Origin of the sequence: Streptomyces sp. NPDC056222 (assembly GCF_042264065.1) — a bacterium.
Classification (GTDB): Bacteria; Actinomycetota; Actinomycetes; order Streptomycetales; family Streptomycetaceae; genus Streptomyces.
In genome coordinates this window covers 38,392-51,753 of the sequence record NZ_JBHJTL010000057.1, presented here as the reverse complement: position 1 = coordinate 51,753, position 13,362 = coordinate 38,392, and the positions used below count along the sequence as shown (strand labels likewise).

Below are 13,362 nucleotides of genomic sequence, written 5' to 3'. Positions count from 1 at the left end.
CCCCGCGAGAGGGCGGCGACCACCGGCCAGTCTTCGAACCCGGGGCGGAGCTGCCAACGCTGTACATCTGCGCCGGGCACCGTGACGAGCATCGACCCGCGCGCGCCTCGGGGCTCCTTCGTGATCGAGCCCTTGCCGTCCGGGAACAGTTCCACTGCGGAGCGAGGGCATTCGTCGTCGAACTCCGCCATCTCCGGCCCGGTGTACTGCCACTTGCGGATACGCCGGCTGAGCAGCCGACTCCGATCGTCCAGCAGCCGAAGGTCCACCTCGTCGGTGCGGCGGCCCTGGTCGTCGTAGAGCCATAGGCCGACGTAGTGGTCCCGCCAGGAAACCAGCCGGACTTCGAGCGGAATCTCCCGCCCCGGGATCCGGTACACCGCGACGTACGGCAGCCCTGCGACATCCCGCTCCCGCGCCGCCTCGGCGGTCAGGGGCCGCCACGGCGCGCGGGCCTCCAGATCCCACGCCAGCGCGTACGCCACCTCGACGACCGTCCCCGGTCCCTCATGCCCACCCATACGGCCACCGCCCCTCTGCCTGAACCTGACGAACACAGTAGACAGAGCCACTGACATGGGCCCGTCGCAGGGACTGGCCACGGGACAACGCCGGCCGCCGGAAGGGCCGTCCGGGACGCACCCCGACGCCGTCGTCCCGCCGGCGACAACCGACCTCCTGGCCGGATCAGTGACCGCCCGGTCGTAACGGAGGCTCTGGGCTCCCGCCGGGTTGTCACGACAAAGCCGGCCTCAGAGGCGGAAGCACCTGGAGTGCCAGGCTTCAGCCGACGTGGTCCGTCAGCGCGTCCAGGACGGAGATGTCGGACGCGTCGAGTCGGAGCGCGGCGGCGTCCAGGTTCTCCTCCAGATGTGCGAGTGAACCGGTGCCCGGCGTCGGCAGCAGCGCGGGGGAGTGGTGCAGCAGCCAGGCCAGCGCCGTCTGCCCCCGGGACGCCCCGAGCCGGCCCGCCACCGCGTCCAGCGCGGCCGCGGCCTCACCGGTCAGCGCGCCGTTGGCCAGTGGGAACCACGGCAGGAACGCCAGTCCGTTGGCCTCGCACACCTTCAGTACCGCCGCCGACTCCCGGTCGAGCAGGTTGAAGCGGTTCTGCACCGAGACGATCGAGGACGTCAGAGCCAGCGCCCGCGTCAGCTGCTCCGCCGTCACCGAGTCCAGGCCGACGTGCCGGATCTTCCCCTCCGCGCGCAGCTCGTCGAGCGTGCCGAGTTGCTCCGCCATCGGCACGTGCGGGTCGAGCCGGTGCAGCTGGTAGAGGTCGATCCGATCCGTCCGCAGCCGCCGCAGGCTCGACTCGCACATCGCGCGCAGCCGCTCCGGCCGCCCCTCGATGTGCCAGGCACTGTCGCCGGTTCGTACGACCCCGCCCTTGGTCGCGATCACCAGCTCGTCCCGGAAGGGGTGCAGCGCCTCCGCGACCAGCTCCTCGGCAAGGCCGGGACCGTAGTTGTCGGCGGTGTCGATCAGCGTGACGCCCCGCTCCACGGCCCGCCGGAGGACGGCGACCGCGTCCGCCCGCTCGCCGCGCGGTCCCCAGTAGCCGGGGCCGGTGAGCTGGGCCGTGCCGTAACCGAGCCGCCCTACGGGAAGGTCGCCGCCCAGCGTGTACGTTTCCGAGAGCATGGGTGGACGCTACAACAATCATGGGACGGCCGCCGGAAGTGGCCCAGTTGACGGAGTCGACAATGGACCGCCACCTGCGGTCGCCTGCTGGCTAGGCTCCTGTCATGACCACAGATACGCAGCTCAGGACCGTCGTCGACTTCTACTTCGACCCCGCGTGCCCCTTCGCATGGATCTCCTCCCGCTGGATGCTGGAGGTCGAACAGCACCGGGACGTCGAACTGCGCTTCCGGGTGATGAGCCTGTACTTCCACAACGTCGGCAACGAGCTGCCCGACTGGTACCGGGAGCTCGTCGACAAGTCGATCGGCCCGGTGCGGGTGGCGGCCGCGGCGGCCGAGAAGCACGGTGACGAGGTCCTGCGCCCGCTCTACACCGCGTTCGGCACCCGCATCCATCAGGAGAAGCAGAAGGACTTCGACGCGGTGATCGCCGAGTCCCTGGCGGAGCTCGGCCTGCCGGCCGAACTCGCCGAGGCCGCGCACGACGACACGTACGACGAGGTGGTCCGCCGCAGCCACGACGCCGGCAAGGACCCCGAGGCGGACGGCTATGTCGGCACGCCGACCATCCATGTCGACGGCACGGTCTGGTTCGGGCCGGTCCTGCGAGCCATCCCGCGCGGCCCGAAGGCGGCCGAGCTCTTCGACAGCTTCCGGGTGCTCGCCGGCCACTCCGACCTCTTCGAGATCAAGCGGACCCGGACGGGCGGACTCGACTTCAGCTGAGCGCGTCGGCTGTCGCAATTCTTCAAGAGCGGCTGCGGCGGCCCGTCCTAGCCTCGGCGGCATGAACGACATCCACGCACACCTCACCGTCGCCGCCGCCGAGGCCGCCCGCGTCGCCCGCGGTGTCACCGCCGACCAGCTCGCGCAGTCGTCCGTCTGCGCCGACTGGACCGTCCGCGAGCTGGTCAACCACCTCGTCCTCTACTCCGCCCACGGCCTGGAGCACCGCGCCCTGCGTCAGCAGCTCCCCGAGGAGACCGTCCAGCGGGACTTCACTGCCGAGCCCGACTGGGCGGAGCGGTACGCGGCCCAGCTCGACCGCGCGCTCGCGGCCTGGGAGAAGCCGGACGTCTGGCAGGGCGAGGTGGACACCGGATATGTGACCATGCCGGCGACGGTCATCGCCTCGCTGCTCGTCAAGGAACTCGCCCTGCACGGCTGGGACCTGGCCCGCTCCACCGGCCAGGACTTCACCGTCCCGGAGGCGATGGGACGCTTCCTGCTCGGTGTCGTCGAGGAACACGCCGAGACCTACCGTCGGTACGAGGGCTTCGCCGAGCCCCTCGACGTACCGGACACCGCCCCGGCCTTCGCCCGCGCCCTCGCGATCAGCGGCCGCGACCCCAGGGGCCAGGAGGAACGGCGGTAGGTCGGTCGTCGAGCAGCCGCCACGCCGTGAGGGCGAGCCCGGCCCGGGTCAGGCCGATGGGGTCGGTGAGGTCGATGGCGAGGGTCCAGCCGATCTGTTCGACGCCCCGCCCCATGAGACAAGGACGGGTCCTAGCCCGCTGCCTGTGTCGTCAGGCTCTCCGCCCGGAGAGCGTCCGGCAGTTCGCCGGCAACCGGCGCGCGCTGCTCGTACCGTTCGATCAGCAGCCGGGCCAGCTCCGGGGACGGACCGAGGACGTCCGCCAGGTGGTCGGCCTCCGTCGCGCCCGCCGCGATGCGGTCCGGCAGTCGGCCGGGGGCGATGACGTACGGGGCCACCGCCACGCGACGCACGCCGTCGGCGCGCAGGGCGCGGACGGCGTCCTCGGTCCGTGGGAGTGATGCGGAGGCGAACGCAGGCCGCACGGAGCACCAACCGGTGCGCCGCAGCTCCCGCGCCGTTTCTGCGATCGCTGCGATCGCCTCCGGGTCCGTGGAGCCCGCCGAGGCCAGGACGACCCCGGTCGTGCTCTTGTCGCCGGGGGTCAGCCCGGCCTCGTACAGCCGTCGCTCCACCGCCGCGATCAGCAGCGGCGAGGGGCCGAGCACCTCCGCGCGGCGGATCCGCAGGGCGGGCGGGGCCTGGCGCAGTACGGCGGGGATGTCGGCCTTCGCGTGGAAGGCCCGGGTCAGCAGCAGCGGCAGGGCCACCACGTCCCTCACCCCGTCGGCCGCGAGCCGGTCCAGGACCCCCGGGACCGACGGCAGGTTGAAGTCCAGGAACGCCGTCTCCACGCGCAGCCCGGGCCGCAGCGCCCGGGCACGCCGCACCAGCGCGTGCACGGTCGCCGCGTGCCGCGGGTCGCGGCTGCCGTGGGCGATGACGAGGAGGACGGGGGCGCTCATGTCAGGCCTTCACCAGCAGGCCGCGGCGGCGGAGCACCGCGCGCTCCAGCGGGCTGAAGATCAGCAGGTCGATGGCGACACCGACGAGCAGGATCAGGATGATGGCGAGGAAGATCCCCGGCATGTCGAAGTTGTTGCGGCCGTTCTCCAGCAGCTGGCCGAGCCCCAGACCCAGCTCCGGCGAGGAGGCGATGATCTCGGCGGCCATCAGCGAACGCCAGGAGAACGCCCAGCCCTGCTTCAGACCCGCGAGATAGCCCGGCAGCGCGGCCGGCATCACGATGTGCCAGGCGCCCTTGAGCCCGGTGGCGCCGAGGGTACGGCCGGCCCGCAGGAAGAGCGGCGGGACCTGGTCGACGCCGGCCACCAGGCCGTTGGCGATCGACGGCACGGCGCCCAGCAGGATCACCGCGTACATCATCGAGTCGTTGAGGCCGATCCACAGCACGGCCGGGGCGACCCAGGCCACGGACGGCAGCGACTGCAGACCCGCGAGGACGGGGCCGATGGCGGCCCTGACGAACTTCACCCGGGCGACGAGCAGACCCAGCGGGGTGCCGATGGCGAGCGCCATCAGGAAGCCGAGCAGAGCGCGCGACACGCTCGTCCAGAGCACTTCGAGGAGCGTGCCCTCCAGCCACATGGTGGTCACGCTGTCCCACACCGCGGACGGTGCCGGCAGCTTGGACTCGTCGGTGACCTCGGCCATCACCAGGAGCTGCCAGACCAGCAGCACCAGGACGACGGCGATGACGGGCGGCAGGACCTTGCCGGTGAGGACCTCGCGCACCGGGGTGCGGCGGACCTGCACCGCGTCCAGCGCGTCGAGCCCCGCCTCCAGACCGGCCAGGTCGTCGGCCTTCGCGGCCGTCGTGGTGGTCGTATCAGTGCTGGCCATGGCGGCGGATCTCCCCACGCAGTTCTTCGGTGATCTCGACGGACAGCTCCGCCACGGCGGCGTCCTCGATACGACGCGGCTGCGGGATGTCGATGGTCCACTCCCGGGCGATCCGCCCCGGCCGGGACGACAGCAGCACCACGCGCTCGGCCAGCCGCACGGCCTCGCGCACGTTGTGGGTGACGAACAGCACCGACAGCTGCGTCTCCCGCCAGATGCGGGTCAGCTCGTCGTGCAGCACATCGCGGGTGATCGCGTCGAGCGCGGCGAACGGCTCGTCCATCAGCAGCAGATCGCTGGCCTGGGCGAGCGCCCGGGCCAGCGCCACACGCTGGCGCATGCCGCCGGACAGCTCGTGCACCCGCTTGCCGTACGAGCCGGAGAGCCGTACGAGTTCGAGCAGGCGCTCGGCCTCCGGGCGGCGCTCGGCCTTCGGCACCCCGCGCAGTCGCAGGGCCAGTTCGATGTTCTTGCCCGCGGTGAGCCACGGGAAGAGGGCGTGTTCCTGGAACATCAGGGCCGGCCGGCCGCCGGGGGTCTCGATGGACCCCGCGGACGGCCGGTCGAGCCCGGCGACCAGGTTGAGCAGGGTGGACTTTCCGCAGCCCGAGGCACCCAGGAGGGTGACGAACTCGCCCGGGGCGACATCGAGAGAGATGTCGTCGAGCACGAGCTGCCCGCCGTTGGGTCCGCCGAAGGACTTCGAGACGTGCTCGATACGGGCGGCGTGCGTCACCGCCGAACGGTCCTCGGCCTTGGCGAGTGTCGCGGTCGTGGCCATGGTCGTCACCTCCTGGGTATGAGCTGCGGACTGGTTACTTGACGCCGAGACCGGCGTCGGAGACCTCGGGCTGCCCGGCGGCCTTGAGGACCTTGTTGAGCGGCTTCAGGTCGTAGATCCCGGCCAGGTCGGGCTGCTTGAGGAGACCGGCCTTCACCGCGTGGTCGGCCTGAGCCTGGAGCGTGGCGGCCAGCGGGTCGTTGGTGAACTGGATCGAGGGCCAGGCACCGTCGATGACCTTCGCGCCCAGCGGCTTGCCGCTGAGCTCCTTGAGCTTGGCGTTCGCCGACTCCTTGGCCTTCGCCTGGTTGGCGTTGATCCACTCGTTGGTCTTCACCGAGCCGCGCAGCACCGCCTCGACGACGTCCGGGTGCTCGGTGAGGAACTTCTGCGACACGATGATGTTCGTGATCACGAACTTCTTGTCGGGCCACAGCGTCGACTCGTCAAGGAGCACCTTCGCGCCCTCGCTGACCAGCTTCGACGCGGTCGGCTCCGGCACCCAGGCGCCGTCGATCGAGCCGGACTTGTAGGCGTCCGGGGTCACCTTGTTGTCCGTGCGGAGTACGGAGACGTCGCCCTTGCCGCTCTGGGCGTCGACCTTCCAGCCCTTCTCCGAGATCCAGTTGAGGAAGGCCACGTCCTGGGTGTTGCCGAGCTGCGGGGTCGCGATCCGCTTGCCCTTGATGTCGTCCAGGGTCTTGATCTTGGCCGGGTTCACGACCAGCTTCACACCGCCGGAGGCCGAACCGGCGATGATGCGCAGGTTCTTGCCCTTGGACTTGGTGTAGCCGTTGATCGAGGGGGAGGGGCCGATGAAGCCGATGTCGATCGAGTCGGCGTTGAGCGCCTCGATCTCGGAGGGGCCGGCGTTGAAGGTCGAGACCTTCAGCTGCGTGCCGCCCAGCTCCTTCTGGATGATGCCCTCTTGGTCGCCCACCAGGGCGGTGGCGTGCGTCAGGTTCGGGAAGTACCCGAGTCGCACCGTGTCGGCCGAGAGCTTCTCGCCCTCGGCGGCCACCTTCTTCTCGTCGTTCTTGGCCTCGGAGCCGTAGCCGCAGGAGGCGAGCGCGCCGATCAGCAGCGGCAGAGCCGCGGCGGCGGCGAGTGAGCGGCGCAGGGTGGTACGGGAGGCAGGCACGGAAGTGTTCCCCTCAGGGTCTTCGAAGTCTTCTTCGTCTATGTCGTTCGAGGTAAAGCGGGTGGAGCGGAATCGCGCCGCGTACGCGGCGCATCGGCGTCAGCACGCACATCGCGCGACACCTCCGCGGCCCGCACCGAGGGCGCCGGAACCCACCCGGCCGCCCTCCTTGGCGAAGGTGCTGTAGACGTCGATGCTCATCAGAAGTCCCACCCTTCGTCTTCCGTTGTCTCCGCGACGGCCGCAGCCTTGGCACCGGCGAAGGCCTCGCCCGCCATGCCGGCCGCGAGCGTGGTGCCGTCCGCGGGGTCGATCAGCAGGAACGAGCCGGTACGGCGGGAGTCCGCGTACGCGTCGAGCGCGAGCGGCTCGGCGGTACGGACCTTGACCCGGCCGATGTCGTTGGCCACCAGCTGCCCCGGCTCGGGGTGCTGGGAGAGGTCGTCCAGGGTCAGCCGGGACGGGATCTCCTTGACGATCGCCTTGACCGTGCGGGTGGTGTGCTTCAGCAGCACCCGCTGCCCGACGGTCAGCGGCTGGTCCGCCACGTGGCAGACCGTCGCCTCGACGTCCTGGCTGGTGGCGGGGGCGTCACCGCTCGGGGCGAGGAGGTCGCCGCGCGAGATGTCGATGTCGTCGGCCAGCCTTATCGTCACCGACTGCGGGGCCCAGGCGATGTCGACCGACTCGCCCAGCGCGTCGATCGCGGTGATCGTGGACGTCCTGCCCGAGGGCAGGACGGTGATCTGCTCGCCGACCCGGAAGGCACCGGCCGCGATCTGCCCGGCGTAACCCCGGTAGTCGGGGTGCTCGGCGGTCTGCGGACGGATCACGTACTGCACCGGGAAGCGCGCGTGGCAGGCCGTCAGGTCATGGCTGACCGGGACGGTCTCCAGGTGCTCCAGGACGGTCGGACCGCCGTACCAGTCCATGTTGGCGGAGGGCTCCACCACGTTGTCGCCGGCCAGCGCCGAGATCGGGATCGCGGTGATCTCCGGGACGCCGAGCTCGGACGCGTACTGCGTGAACTCCTCCGCGATCGCGGCGAAGACGGGCTCCGCGTAGTCGACCAGGTCCATCTTGTTGACGGCCAGGACCACGTGCGGCACGCGCAGCAGGGCGGCGACGGCCGCGTGGCGGCGGGTCTGCTCGACCACACCGTTACGGGCGTCGACGAGGACCACGGCCAGCTCGGCGGTGGAGGCGCCGGTGACCATGTTGCGGGTGTACTGCACGTGGCCGGGGGTGTCGGCGAGGATGAACCGGCGGCGGGCGGTGGCGAAGTAGCGGTAGGCCACGTCGATGGTGATGCCCTGCTCGCGTTCGGCGCGCAGTCCGTCGGTCAGCAGGGCCAGGTCGGGTGCCTCCTGGCCGCGCTTGAGGGACGCGGCCTCGACGGCCTCCAGCTGGTCGGTGAGGACCGACTTGGAGTCGTGCAGGAGACGTCCCACCAGGGTGGACTTGCCGTCGTCGACGGAGCCGGCGGTGGCGAAGCGCAGCAGGGTAGTGGCCGCCACGTCGGCGAACTGCTCGGTGGTGCTCGTCATGGCTAGAAGTACCCTTCGCGCTTACGGTCTTCCATCGCGGCCTCGGACATCTTGTCGTCGGCGCGGGTCGCGCCCCGCTCGGTGAGGCGGGAGGCGGCGATCTCGGCGATCACGGCGTCGAGCGTGGTGGCGTCGGAGTCGACGGCGCCCGTGCAGGACATGTCACCGACGGTGCGGTAGCGGATGAGCCGCGTCTCGACCGTCTCGGACTCCTTCGGACCGCCCCAGTCGCCGGCCGTCAGCCACATGCCGCTGCGCGCGAACACCTCGCGCTCGTGGGCGAAGTAGATCTCGGGGAGCTCGATCTTCTCCCGCTGGATGTACTGCCACACGTCCAGCTCGGTCCAGTTGGAGAGCGGGAAGACGCGGACGTGCTCGCCGGGGGCGTGGCGGCCGTTGTAGAGCTGCCACAGCTCCGGGCGCTGCCGGCGCGGATCCCACTGCGAGAACTCGTCGCGCAGCGAGAACACCCGCTCCTTGGCGCGGGCCTTCTCCTCGTCCCGACGGCCGCCGCCGAAGACGGCGTCGAAACGGTGCTGCTGGATCGCCTCGGTCAGCGGCACCGTCTGGAGCGGGTTGCGCGTCCCGTCGGGACGCTCGCGCAGCTTCCCGGCGTCGATGTACTCCTGCACGGAGGCGACGTGCAGCCGCAGCCCGTGCTGGGCCACGACGCGGTCGCGGTACGCGAGGACCTCGGGGAAGTTGTGCCCGGTGTCGACGTGCAGCAGCGTGAACGGCACCGGCGCCGGCGCGAACGCCTTGAGCGCCAGGTGCAGCATGACGATGGAGTCCTTGCCGCCGGAGAAGAGGATCACCGGCCGCTCGAACTCGCCCGCCACCTCACGGAAGATGTGGACGGCCTCGGACTCGAGCGAGTCCAGGTGCGACAGCGCGAACGGGCTGTCGGTCTCCTCATGAACATGGGTAACGGTGGTCGTCACGCCAGGCCCCTCTCGGTGAGCAGCGCGTGGAGCTGCGCCGCGGACTCCTGCACGGTCTGGTTCTGGGACTCGATCCGCAGATCGGGGTTCCGCGGCTCGTCGTACGGGTCGTCGACCCCGGTCAGACCGCTGAGCTCGCCGGCGGCCTGCTTGGCGTACAGCCCCTTCACATCGCGTACGGAGCAGACGTCCACCGGAGTGGCGACATGCACCTCGACATAGGGGGTGCCTTCGGACTGGTGACGCTTGCGGACGGCCTCACGGCTGTCCTCGTACGGAGCGATGACCGGGACCAGGACCTTCACGCCGTTCGAGGCGAGCAGCTCGGAGACGAAGCCGATCCGCTGCACGTTGGTGTGCCGGTCCTCGCGGCTGAAGCCGAGGCCCGCGGAGAGGAACTCGCGGATCTCGTCGCCGTCGAGCACCTCGACGCGGTGGCCCTCGCCGCGCAGCCGGCCGGCGAGTTCGTACGCGATCGTGGTCTTGCCGGCGCTCGGCAGGCCCGTGAGCCAGATGGTGGCACCGGTCACGTGATTCTCCTGGGAAGTCTCTGTGGTGGTCATCAGCCGTGCAGCCCGCATTCGGTCTTGGCCCGGCCGGCCCAGCGGCCGGCCCTGGCGTCCTCGCCCTCGGCGATGCGCCGGGTGCAGGGCGCGCAGCCGACGGAGGCGTAACCGTCCATGAGGAGCGGGTTGGTGAGGACGCCGTGCTCGGCGACGTACGCGTCGACGTCGTCCTGCGTCCAGCGCGCGATCGGGGAGATCTTGACCTTCTGCCGCTTCTCGTCCCAGCCGACGACCGGGGTGTTCGCCCGGGTCGGGGACTCGTCGCGGCGCAGACCCGTCGCCCAGGCGCGGTACGCGGTCAGGCCGTCCTCGAGCGGCTTGACCTTGCGCAGCGCGCAGCACAGGTCCGGGTCGCGGTCGTGCAGCTTCGGGCCGTGCTCGGCGTCCTGCTCGGCGACCGTCTGCCGCGGGGTCAGGGTGATGACGTTGACGTCCATCACCGCGTCGACCGCGTCACGGGTGCCGATGGTCTCGGGGAAGTGGTAGCCGGTGTCGAGGAAGACGACGTCCACTCCGGGCATGGCGCGCGAGGCGAGGTGGGCGACCACGGCGTCCTCCATGGAGGAGGTGACGCAGAAGCTCTTGCCGAAGGTGTCGGCCGCCCACCGGAGGATCTCCAGTGCGGAGGCGTCCTCCAGGTCGCGGCCGGCCTGCTCGGCGAGCGCCTTCAGGTCGGTCGCCTCGGCGGCCTGAGTCGTCGTCATATCGTTTCCCCTCCAGTGGAGTTGTTCGAAGTGCCCGGGGCGAGGAGCCCCAGGAACTTCAACTGGAAGGCTCGACTGCACGCCCGGCATTCCCAGGCTCCGTGACCGTTCTCGTGCGGGAACAGGTCCTCGTCGCCGCAGTACGGGCAGTAGAAGGGCGCGGCACGCTCGCTCACAGTGCCCCCTTTTTCGCTTCTCCGCCCACACGGCGCAGAGGTGCGGCCATCGTCGCCGGGTGCGGCCCGGCGGCCGTGTGCGCGTCGCTCACGACAGGGCCTCTTCCGAGGCGCGCGCCGCCCACGTGGCGAAGCGCTCGCCGTCCTCGCGCTGCTCCTGGAAGCGCGTGAGGACCCGCTCGACGTAGTCCGGCAGCTCGGCCGAGGTGACCTTCAGGCCACGGACCTTGCGGCCGAAGCCGGCCTCCAGGCCGAGGGCGCCGCCCAGGTGGACCTGGTAGCCCTCGACGCGGTTGCCCTCGTCGTCCAGGACCAGCTGGCCCTTGAGACCGATGTCCGCCACCTGGATACGGGCGCAGGCGTTGGGGCAGCCGTTGATGTTGATGGTGATCGGCTCGTCGAACTCGGGGATGCGACGCTCGAGTTCGTCGATGAGCGAGGCGCCGCGCGCCTTGGTCTCGACGATCGCCAGCTTGCAGAACTCGATACCGGTGCAGGCCATCGTGCCGCGCCGGAACGGCGAGGGGTTGACCCGCAGGTCCATGGACTCGAGGGCGGAGACGATCGACTCGACCTGCGCCTCCTCGATGTCCAGGACGATCATCTTCTGCTCGGCGGTGGTACGGACCCGGCCCGAGCCGTGCGCCTCGGCGATCTCCGCGATCTTGGTGAGCGTGGTGCCGTCGACGCGGCCGACGCGCGGGGCGAAGCCGACGTAGTAGCGGCCGTCCTGCTGCTTGTGGACGCCGACGTGGTCGCGCCACTGGCCGGCGGGCTGCTCGGGGGCGGGCCCGTCCGTCAGCTTGCGCTTCAGGTACTCGTCCTCCAGGACCTGGCGGAACTTCTCCGGGCCCCAGTCGGCGACGAGGAACTTCAGCCGGGCGCGGGTGCGCAGCCGGCGGTAGCCGTAGTCGCGGAAGATCGAGATGACGCCCTCGTAGACGTCCGGGACCTCGTCGAGCGAGACCCAGGTGCCCAGGCGGACGCCCAGCTTGGGGTTGGTGGAGAGGCCGCCGCCGACCCAGACGTCGAAGCCGGGGCCGCGCTCCGGGTGGTTCACGCCGACGAAGGCGATGTCGTTGATCTCGTGCGCCACGTCGAGCAGCGGCGAGCCCGAGACGGCCGACTTGAACTTGCGGGGCAGGTTGGAGAAGTCCTTGTTGCCCACGATCCGGCGGTAGATCTCGTCGATGGCGGGGGTGCCGTCGATGATCTCGTCCTCGGCGATTCCCGCGACGGGCGAGCCGAGGATGACGCGCGGGGTGTCACCGCAGGCCTCGGTCGTCGACAGGCCGACCGCCTCCAGGCGGTTCCAGATCTCCGGGACGTCCTCGATGCGGATCCAGTGGTACTGGACGTTCTGCCGGTCGGTGATGTCGGCGGTGCCCCGAGCGAACTCCTGCGAGATCTCGCCGACGACCCGCAGCTGCTCGGTCGTCAGCCGGCCGCCGTCGATCCGGACCCGGAGCATGAAGTACTCCGCGTCCAGCTCCTCCGGCTCCAGGACTCCCGTCTTGGTGCCGTCGAGGCCTTCCTTGCGCTGGGTGTAGAGGCCCCACCACCGCATACGGCCGCGCAGGTCGTTGGGGTCGATGGAGTCGAATCCGCGCTTGGAGTAGATCGTCTCAATGCGTGTCCGCACATTGAGACCGTCGTCGTCCTTCTTGAACTGCTCATTGCCGTTCAGCGGGGTGAAGTGCCCCACGGCCCACTGACCCTCGCCACGGTGACGGCTCACCTTGCGGCGGGGCGTTGCGGGTGCGGGGATTTCCGGGGTGGCGGCCATGGCGTTTTGTCCTTCGGGACTGCGGGAGGGCGGCTCTGACCTGCACACTCGTGCTCAGGTCAGGGGATGGCGCGACGGTGCGCAGCAGGTGGGTCAGAAAGGGAGATCGCGGCGGTGCTGGTTCTCTCAGCGCACCGGACACATGGCGCTGGACATGCGGCCGAGGTCGACGTGCCGCCGACTCACCAAGGCAATTCCAGTTCCAGACATGACGGAAGCGTGTCACGGGACTTTGGACCCAGTCCAGCTTCGTCCGGAATGTGGACACGACCGTCCCGCATCGCGAGACGGTGTGCCGTGGGTCACTTTCGGGAGCTGGGGAGGGGTCAGGCGTGAGCGCCGGGCCAGGGGCCGGGCGTCTCGGACTCCTCGATCTCCTCCACCTTGGTGTCGAAGAGCCGGAAGCCCCGCCGCAGATAGTTGTCCATCGCGTGCGGCCCGTCCAGCGAGCAGGTGTGGAGCCACACCCGGCGCGTCTCCTCGCGGCCCGGCCAGCGGTCGGCCAGGTCCCAGGCGCGCTGGACGCCGTACGAGAGCAGATGGCCGCCGATCCGGCGCCCACGGAAGGCAGGGATCAGTCCGAAGTAGACGATCTCGACGACGCCGTCGTCCTGCGGGTCGAGCTCGACGTATCCGGCCGGCGTGCCCCGGTCGTAGGCGACCCAGATCTCGGACCCCGGCTTCTCGACGATCTCCAGCCACTGCTTGTACGTGAGCGACAGCCGATCGTTCCAGCGGATGTCGCCACCGACCGCCGTATAGAGGAAGCGGCTGTATTCGGGCGAGGGCACCTCGGCCCGCTTGATCGTGACCTCGTCGCCCTCGGGGACGGGGGAGGGGCGGAGGTCGGACGGTGCGGTCTGCTCGAGGGACCAGGTGGTGAGAGTGATGCTCAT

Annotated in this window: 15 protein-coding genes and 1 pseudogene; 2 read left to right on the top strand and 14 right to left on the bottom strand. The window is 70.4% G+C overall.

All coding sequences use genetic code 11. The features are described 5' to 3' along the window. Both ACFC0D_RS24715 and ACFC0D_RS24710 read right to left on the bottom strand, forming a co-directional pair. Positions 1–521, bottom strand: a pseudogene (locus ACFC0D_RS24715) (hypothetical protein); the annotation flags it as partial. Between the two features lie 262 nt (positions 522–783). Continuing rightward, positions 784–1,644 carry an aldo/keto reductase gene (locus ACFC0D_RS24710; protein WP_376439807.1) on the bottom strand — a complete coding sequence of 287 codons (861 nt, stop codon included), beginning with the start codon at positions 1,642–1,644 and terminating at the stop codon, positions 784–786. A 104-nt stretch (positions 1,645–1,748) separates the two neighbouring features. On the opposite strand from ACFC0D_RS24710, the gene ACFC0D_RS24705 reads away from it, so the two are divergent. Together ACFC0D_RS24705 and ACFC0D_RS24700 are read left to right on the top strand one after the other, a co-directional pair. After that, complete coding sequence (locus ACFC0D_RS24705; RefSeq protein WP_376439805.1) at positions 1,749–2,372, top strand: DsbA family protein; 624 nt, start codon at positions 1,749–1,751, stop codon at positions 2,370–2,372. A 61-nt stretch (positions 2,373–2,433) separates the two neighbouring features. Continuing rightward, positions 2,434–3,021: a TIGR03086 family metal-binding protein gene (locus ACFC0D_RS24700; RefSeq protein ID WP_376439803.1), complete on the top strand. Its 588-nt coding sequence runs from the start codon at positions 2,434–2,436 to the stop codon at positions 3,019–3,021. 131 nt (positions 3,022–3,152) lie between these two features. On the opposite strand, the gene ACFC0D_RS24695 is transcribed toward ACFC0D_RS24700, so the two are convergent. The 12 genes from ACFC0D_RS24695 to ACFC0D_RS24640 all read right to left on the bottom strand — a co-directional run bounded on the left by ACFC0D_RS24695 (position 3,153) and on the right by ACFC0D_RS24640 (position 13,362). After that, positions 3,153–3,926: a sirohydrochlorin chelatase gene (locus ACFC0D_RS24695; protein ID WP_376439801.1), complete on the bottom strand. Its 774-nt coding sequence runs from the start codon at positions 3,924–3,926 to the stop codon at positions 3,153–3,155. 1 nt (position 3,927) lies between these two features. Further along, positions 3,928–4,824, bottom strand: a complete 897-nt coding sequence (locus ACFC0D_RS24690; RefSeq protein ID WP_376439798.1) for an ABC transporter permease — start codon at positions 4,822–4,824, stop codon at positions 3,928–3,930. Further along, positions 4,811–5,605 carry an ABC transporter ATP-binding protein gene (locus ACFC0D_RS24685; protein ID WP_376439795.1) on the bottom strand — a complete coding sequence of 265 codons (795 nt, stop codon included), beginning with the start codon at positions 5,603–5,605 and terminating at the stop codon, positions 4,811–4,813. The genes ACFC0D_RS24690 and ACFC0D_RS24685 overlap by 14 nt, the downstream gene beginning before the upstream one ends. Positions 5,606–5,639: 34 nt before the next feature. Beyond that, complete coding sequence (locus ACFC0D_RS24680) at positions 5,640–6,746, bottom strand: aliphatic sulfonate ABC transporter substrate-binding protein (RefSeq protein WP_376439793.1); 1,107 nt, start codon at positions 6,744–6,746, stop codon at positions 5,640–5,642. Positions 6,747–6,946: 200 nt separating this feature from the next. Next, positions 6,947–8,293, bottom strand: coding sequence for a sulfate adenylyltransferase subunit 1 (locus ACFC0D_RS24675; RefSeq protein ID WP_376439791.1), 1,347 nt, complete (start codon positions 8,291–8,293; stop codon positions 6,947–6,949). 2 nt (positions 8,294–8,295) lie between these two features. Then, positions 8,296–9,234: a sulfate adenylyltransferase subunit CysD gene (gene cysD, locus ACFC0D_RS24670; protein ID WP_376439788.1), complete on the bottom strand. Its 939-nt coding sequence runs from the start codon at positions 9,232–9,234 to the stop codon at positions 8,296–8,298. Further along, positions 9,231–9,797 (bottom strand): adenylyl-sulfate kinase, encoded by a 567-nt coding sequence (gene cysC, locus ACFC0D_RS24665; RefSeq protein ID WP_376439785.1) that lies wholly within the window; start codon positions 9,795–9,797, stop codon positions 9,231–9,233. Before cysC ends, cysD begins: the two co-directional genes overlap by 4 nt. After that, positions 9,797–10,504, bottom strand: a complete 708-nt coding sequence (locus tag ACFC0D_RS24660; RefSeq protein WP_376439783.1) for a phosphoadenylyl-sulfate reductase — start codon at positions 10,502–10,504, stop codon at positions 9,797–9,799. The genes cysC and ACFC0D_RS24660 overlap by 1 nt, the downstream gene beginning before the upstream one ends. After that, on the bottom strand, positions 10,501–10,680 hold the full coding sequence (locus ACFC0D_RS24655) for a hypothetical protein (protein WP_376439780.1): 180 nt from the start codon (positions 10,678–10,680) through the stop codon (positions 10,501–10,503). Before ACFC0D_RS24655 ends, ACFC0D_RS24660 begins: the two co-directional genes overlap by 4 nt. Before the next feature lie 88 nt (positions 10,681–10,768). Then, the gene (locus tag ACFC0D_RS24650) at positions 10,769–12,466 is read right to left on the bottom strand and encodes a nitrite/sulfite reductase (RefSeq protein ID WP_376439778.1); all 1,698 of its coding nucleotides are present in this window, start codon (positions 12,464–12,466) and stop codon (positions 10,769–10,771) included. Positions 12,467–12,592: 126 nt separating this feature from the next. After that, a complete protein-coding gene (locus tag ACFC0D_RS24645) occupies positions 12,593–12,676 on the bottom strand; it encodes a putative leader peptide (protein ID WP_329125294.1) in 84 nt (27 codons plus the stop codon). A 116-nt stretch (positions 12,677–12,792) separates the two neighbouring features. Next, positions 12,793–13,362, bottom strand: coding sequence for a GNAT family N-acetyltransferase (locus tag ACFC0D_RS24640; protein WP_376439776.1), 570 nt, complete (start codon positions 13,360–13,362; stop codon positions 12,793–12,795).

What these genes read in the sequence shown, in the direction of transcription:
- ACFC0D_RS24675 (WP_376439791.1), bottom strand. Translation starts at nt 8,293, where the DNA reads ATGACGAGCACCACCGAGCAGTTCGCCGACGTGGCGGCCACTACCCTG.
- ACFC0D_RS24660 (WP_376439783.1), bottom strand. Translation starts at nt 10,504, where the DNA reads ATGACGACGACTCAGGCCGCCGAGGCGACCGACCTGAAGGCGCTCGCC.
- ACFC0D_RS24640 (WP_376439776.1), bottom strand. Translation starts at nt 13,362, where the DNA reads ATGAGCATCACTCTCACCACCTGGTCCCTCGAGCAGACCGCACCGTCC.
- ACFC0D_RS24650 (WP_376439778.1), bottom strand. Translation starts at nt 12,466, where the DNA reads ATGGCCGCCACCCCGGAAATCCCCGCACCCGCAACGCCCCGCCGCAAG.
- ACFC0D_RS24695 (WP_376439801.1), bottom strand. Translation starts at nt 3,926, where the DNA reads ATGAGCGCCCCCGTCCTCCTCGTCATCGCCCACGGCAGCCGCGACCCG.
- ACFC0D_RS24685 (WP_376439795.1), bottom strand. Translation starts at nt 5,605, where the DNA reads ATGGCCACGACCGCGACACTCGCCAAGGCCGAGGACCGTTCGGCGGTG.
- ACFC0D_RS24710 (WP_376439807.1), bottom strand. Translation starts at nt 1,644, where the DNA reads ATGCTCTCGGAAACGTACACGCTGGGCGGCGACCTTCCCGTAGGGCGG.
- ACFC0D_RS24690 (WP_376439798.1), bottom strand. Translation starts at nt 4,824, where the DNA reads ATGGCCAGCACTGATACGACCACCACGACGGCCGCGAAGGCCGACGAC.
- ACFC0D_RS24700 (WP_376439803.1), top strand. Translation starts at nt 2,434, where the DNA reads ATGAACGACATCCACGCACACCTCACCGTCGCCGCCGCCGAGGCCGCC.
- ACFC0D_RS24705 (WP_376439805.1), top strand. Translation starts at nt 1,749, where the DNA reads ATGACCACAGATACGCAGCTCAGGACCGTCGTCGACTTCTACTTCGAC.
- ACFC0D_RS24645 (WP_329125294.1), bottom strand. Translation starts at nt 12,676, where the DNA reads ATGTCTGGAACTGGAATTGCCTTGGTGAGTCGGCGGCACGTCGACCTC.
- cysC (WP_376439785.1), bottom strand. Translation starts at nt 9,797, where the DNA reads ATGACCACCACAGAGACTTCCCAGGAGAATCACGTGACCGGTGCCACC.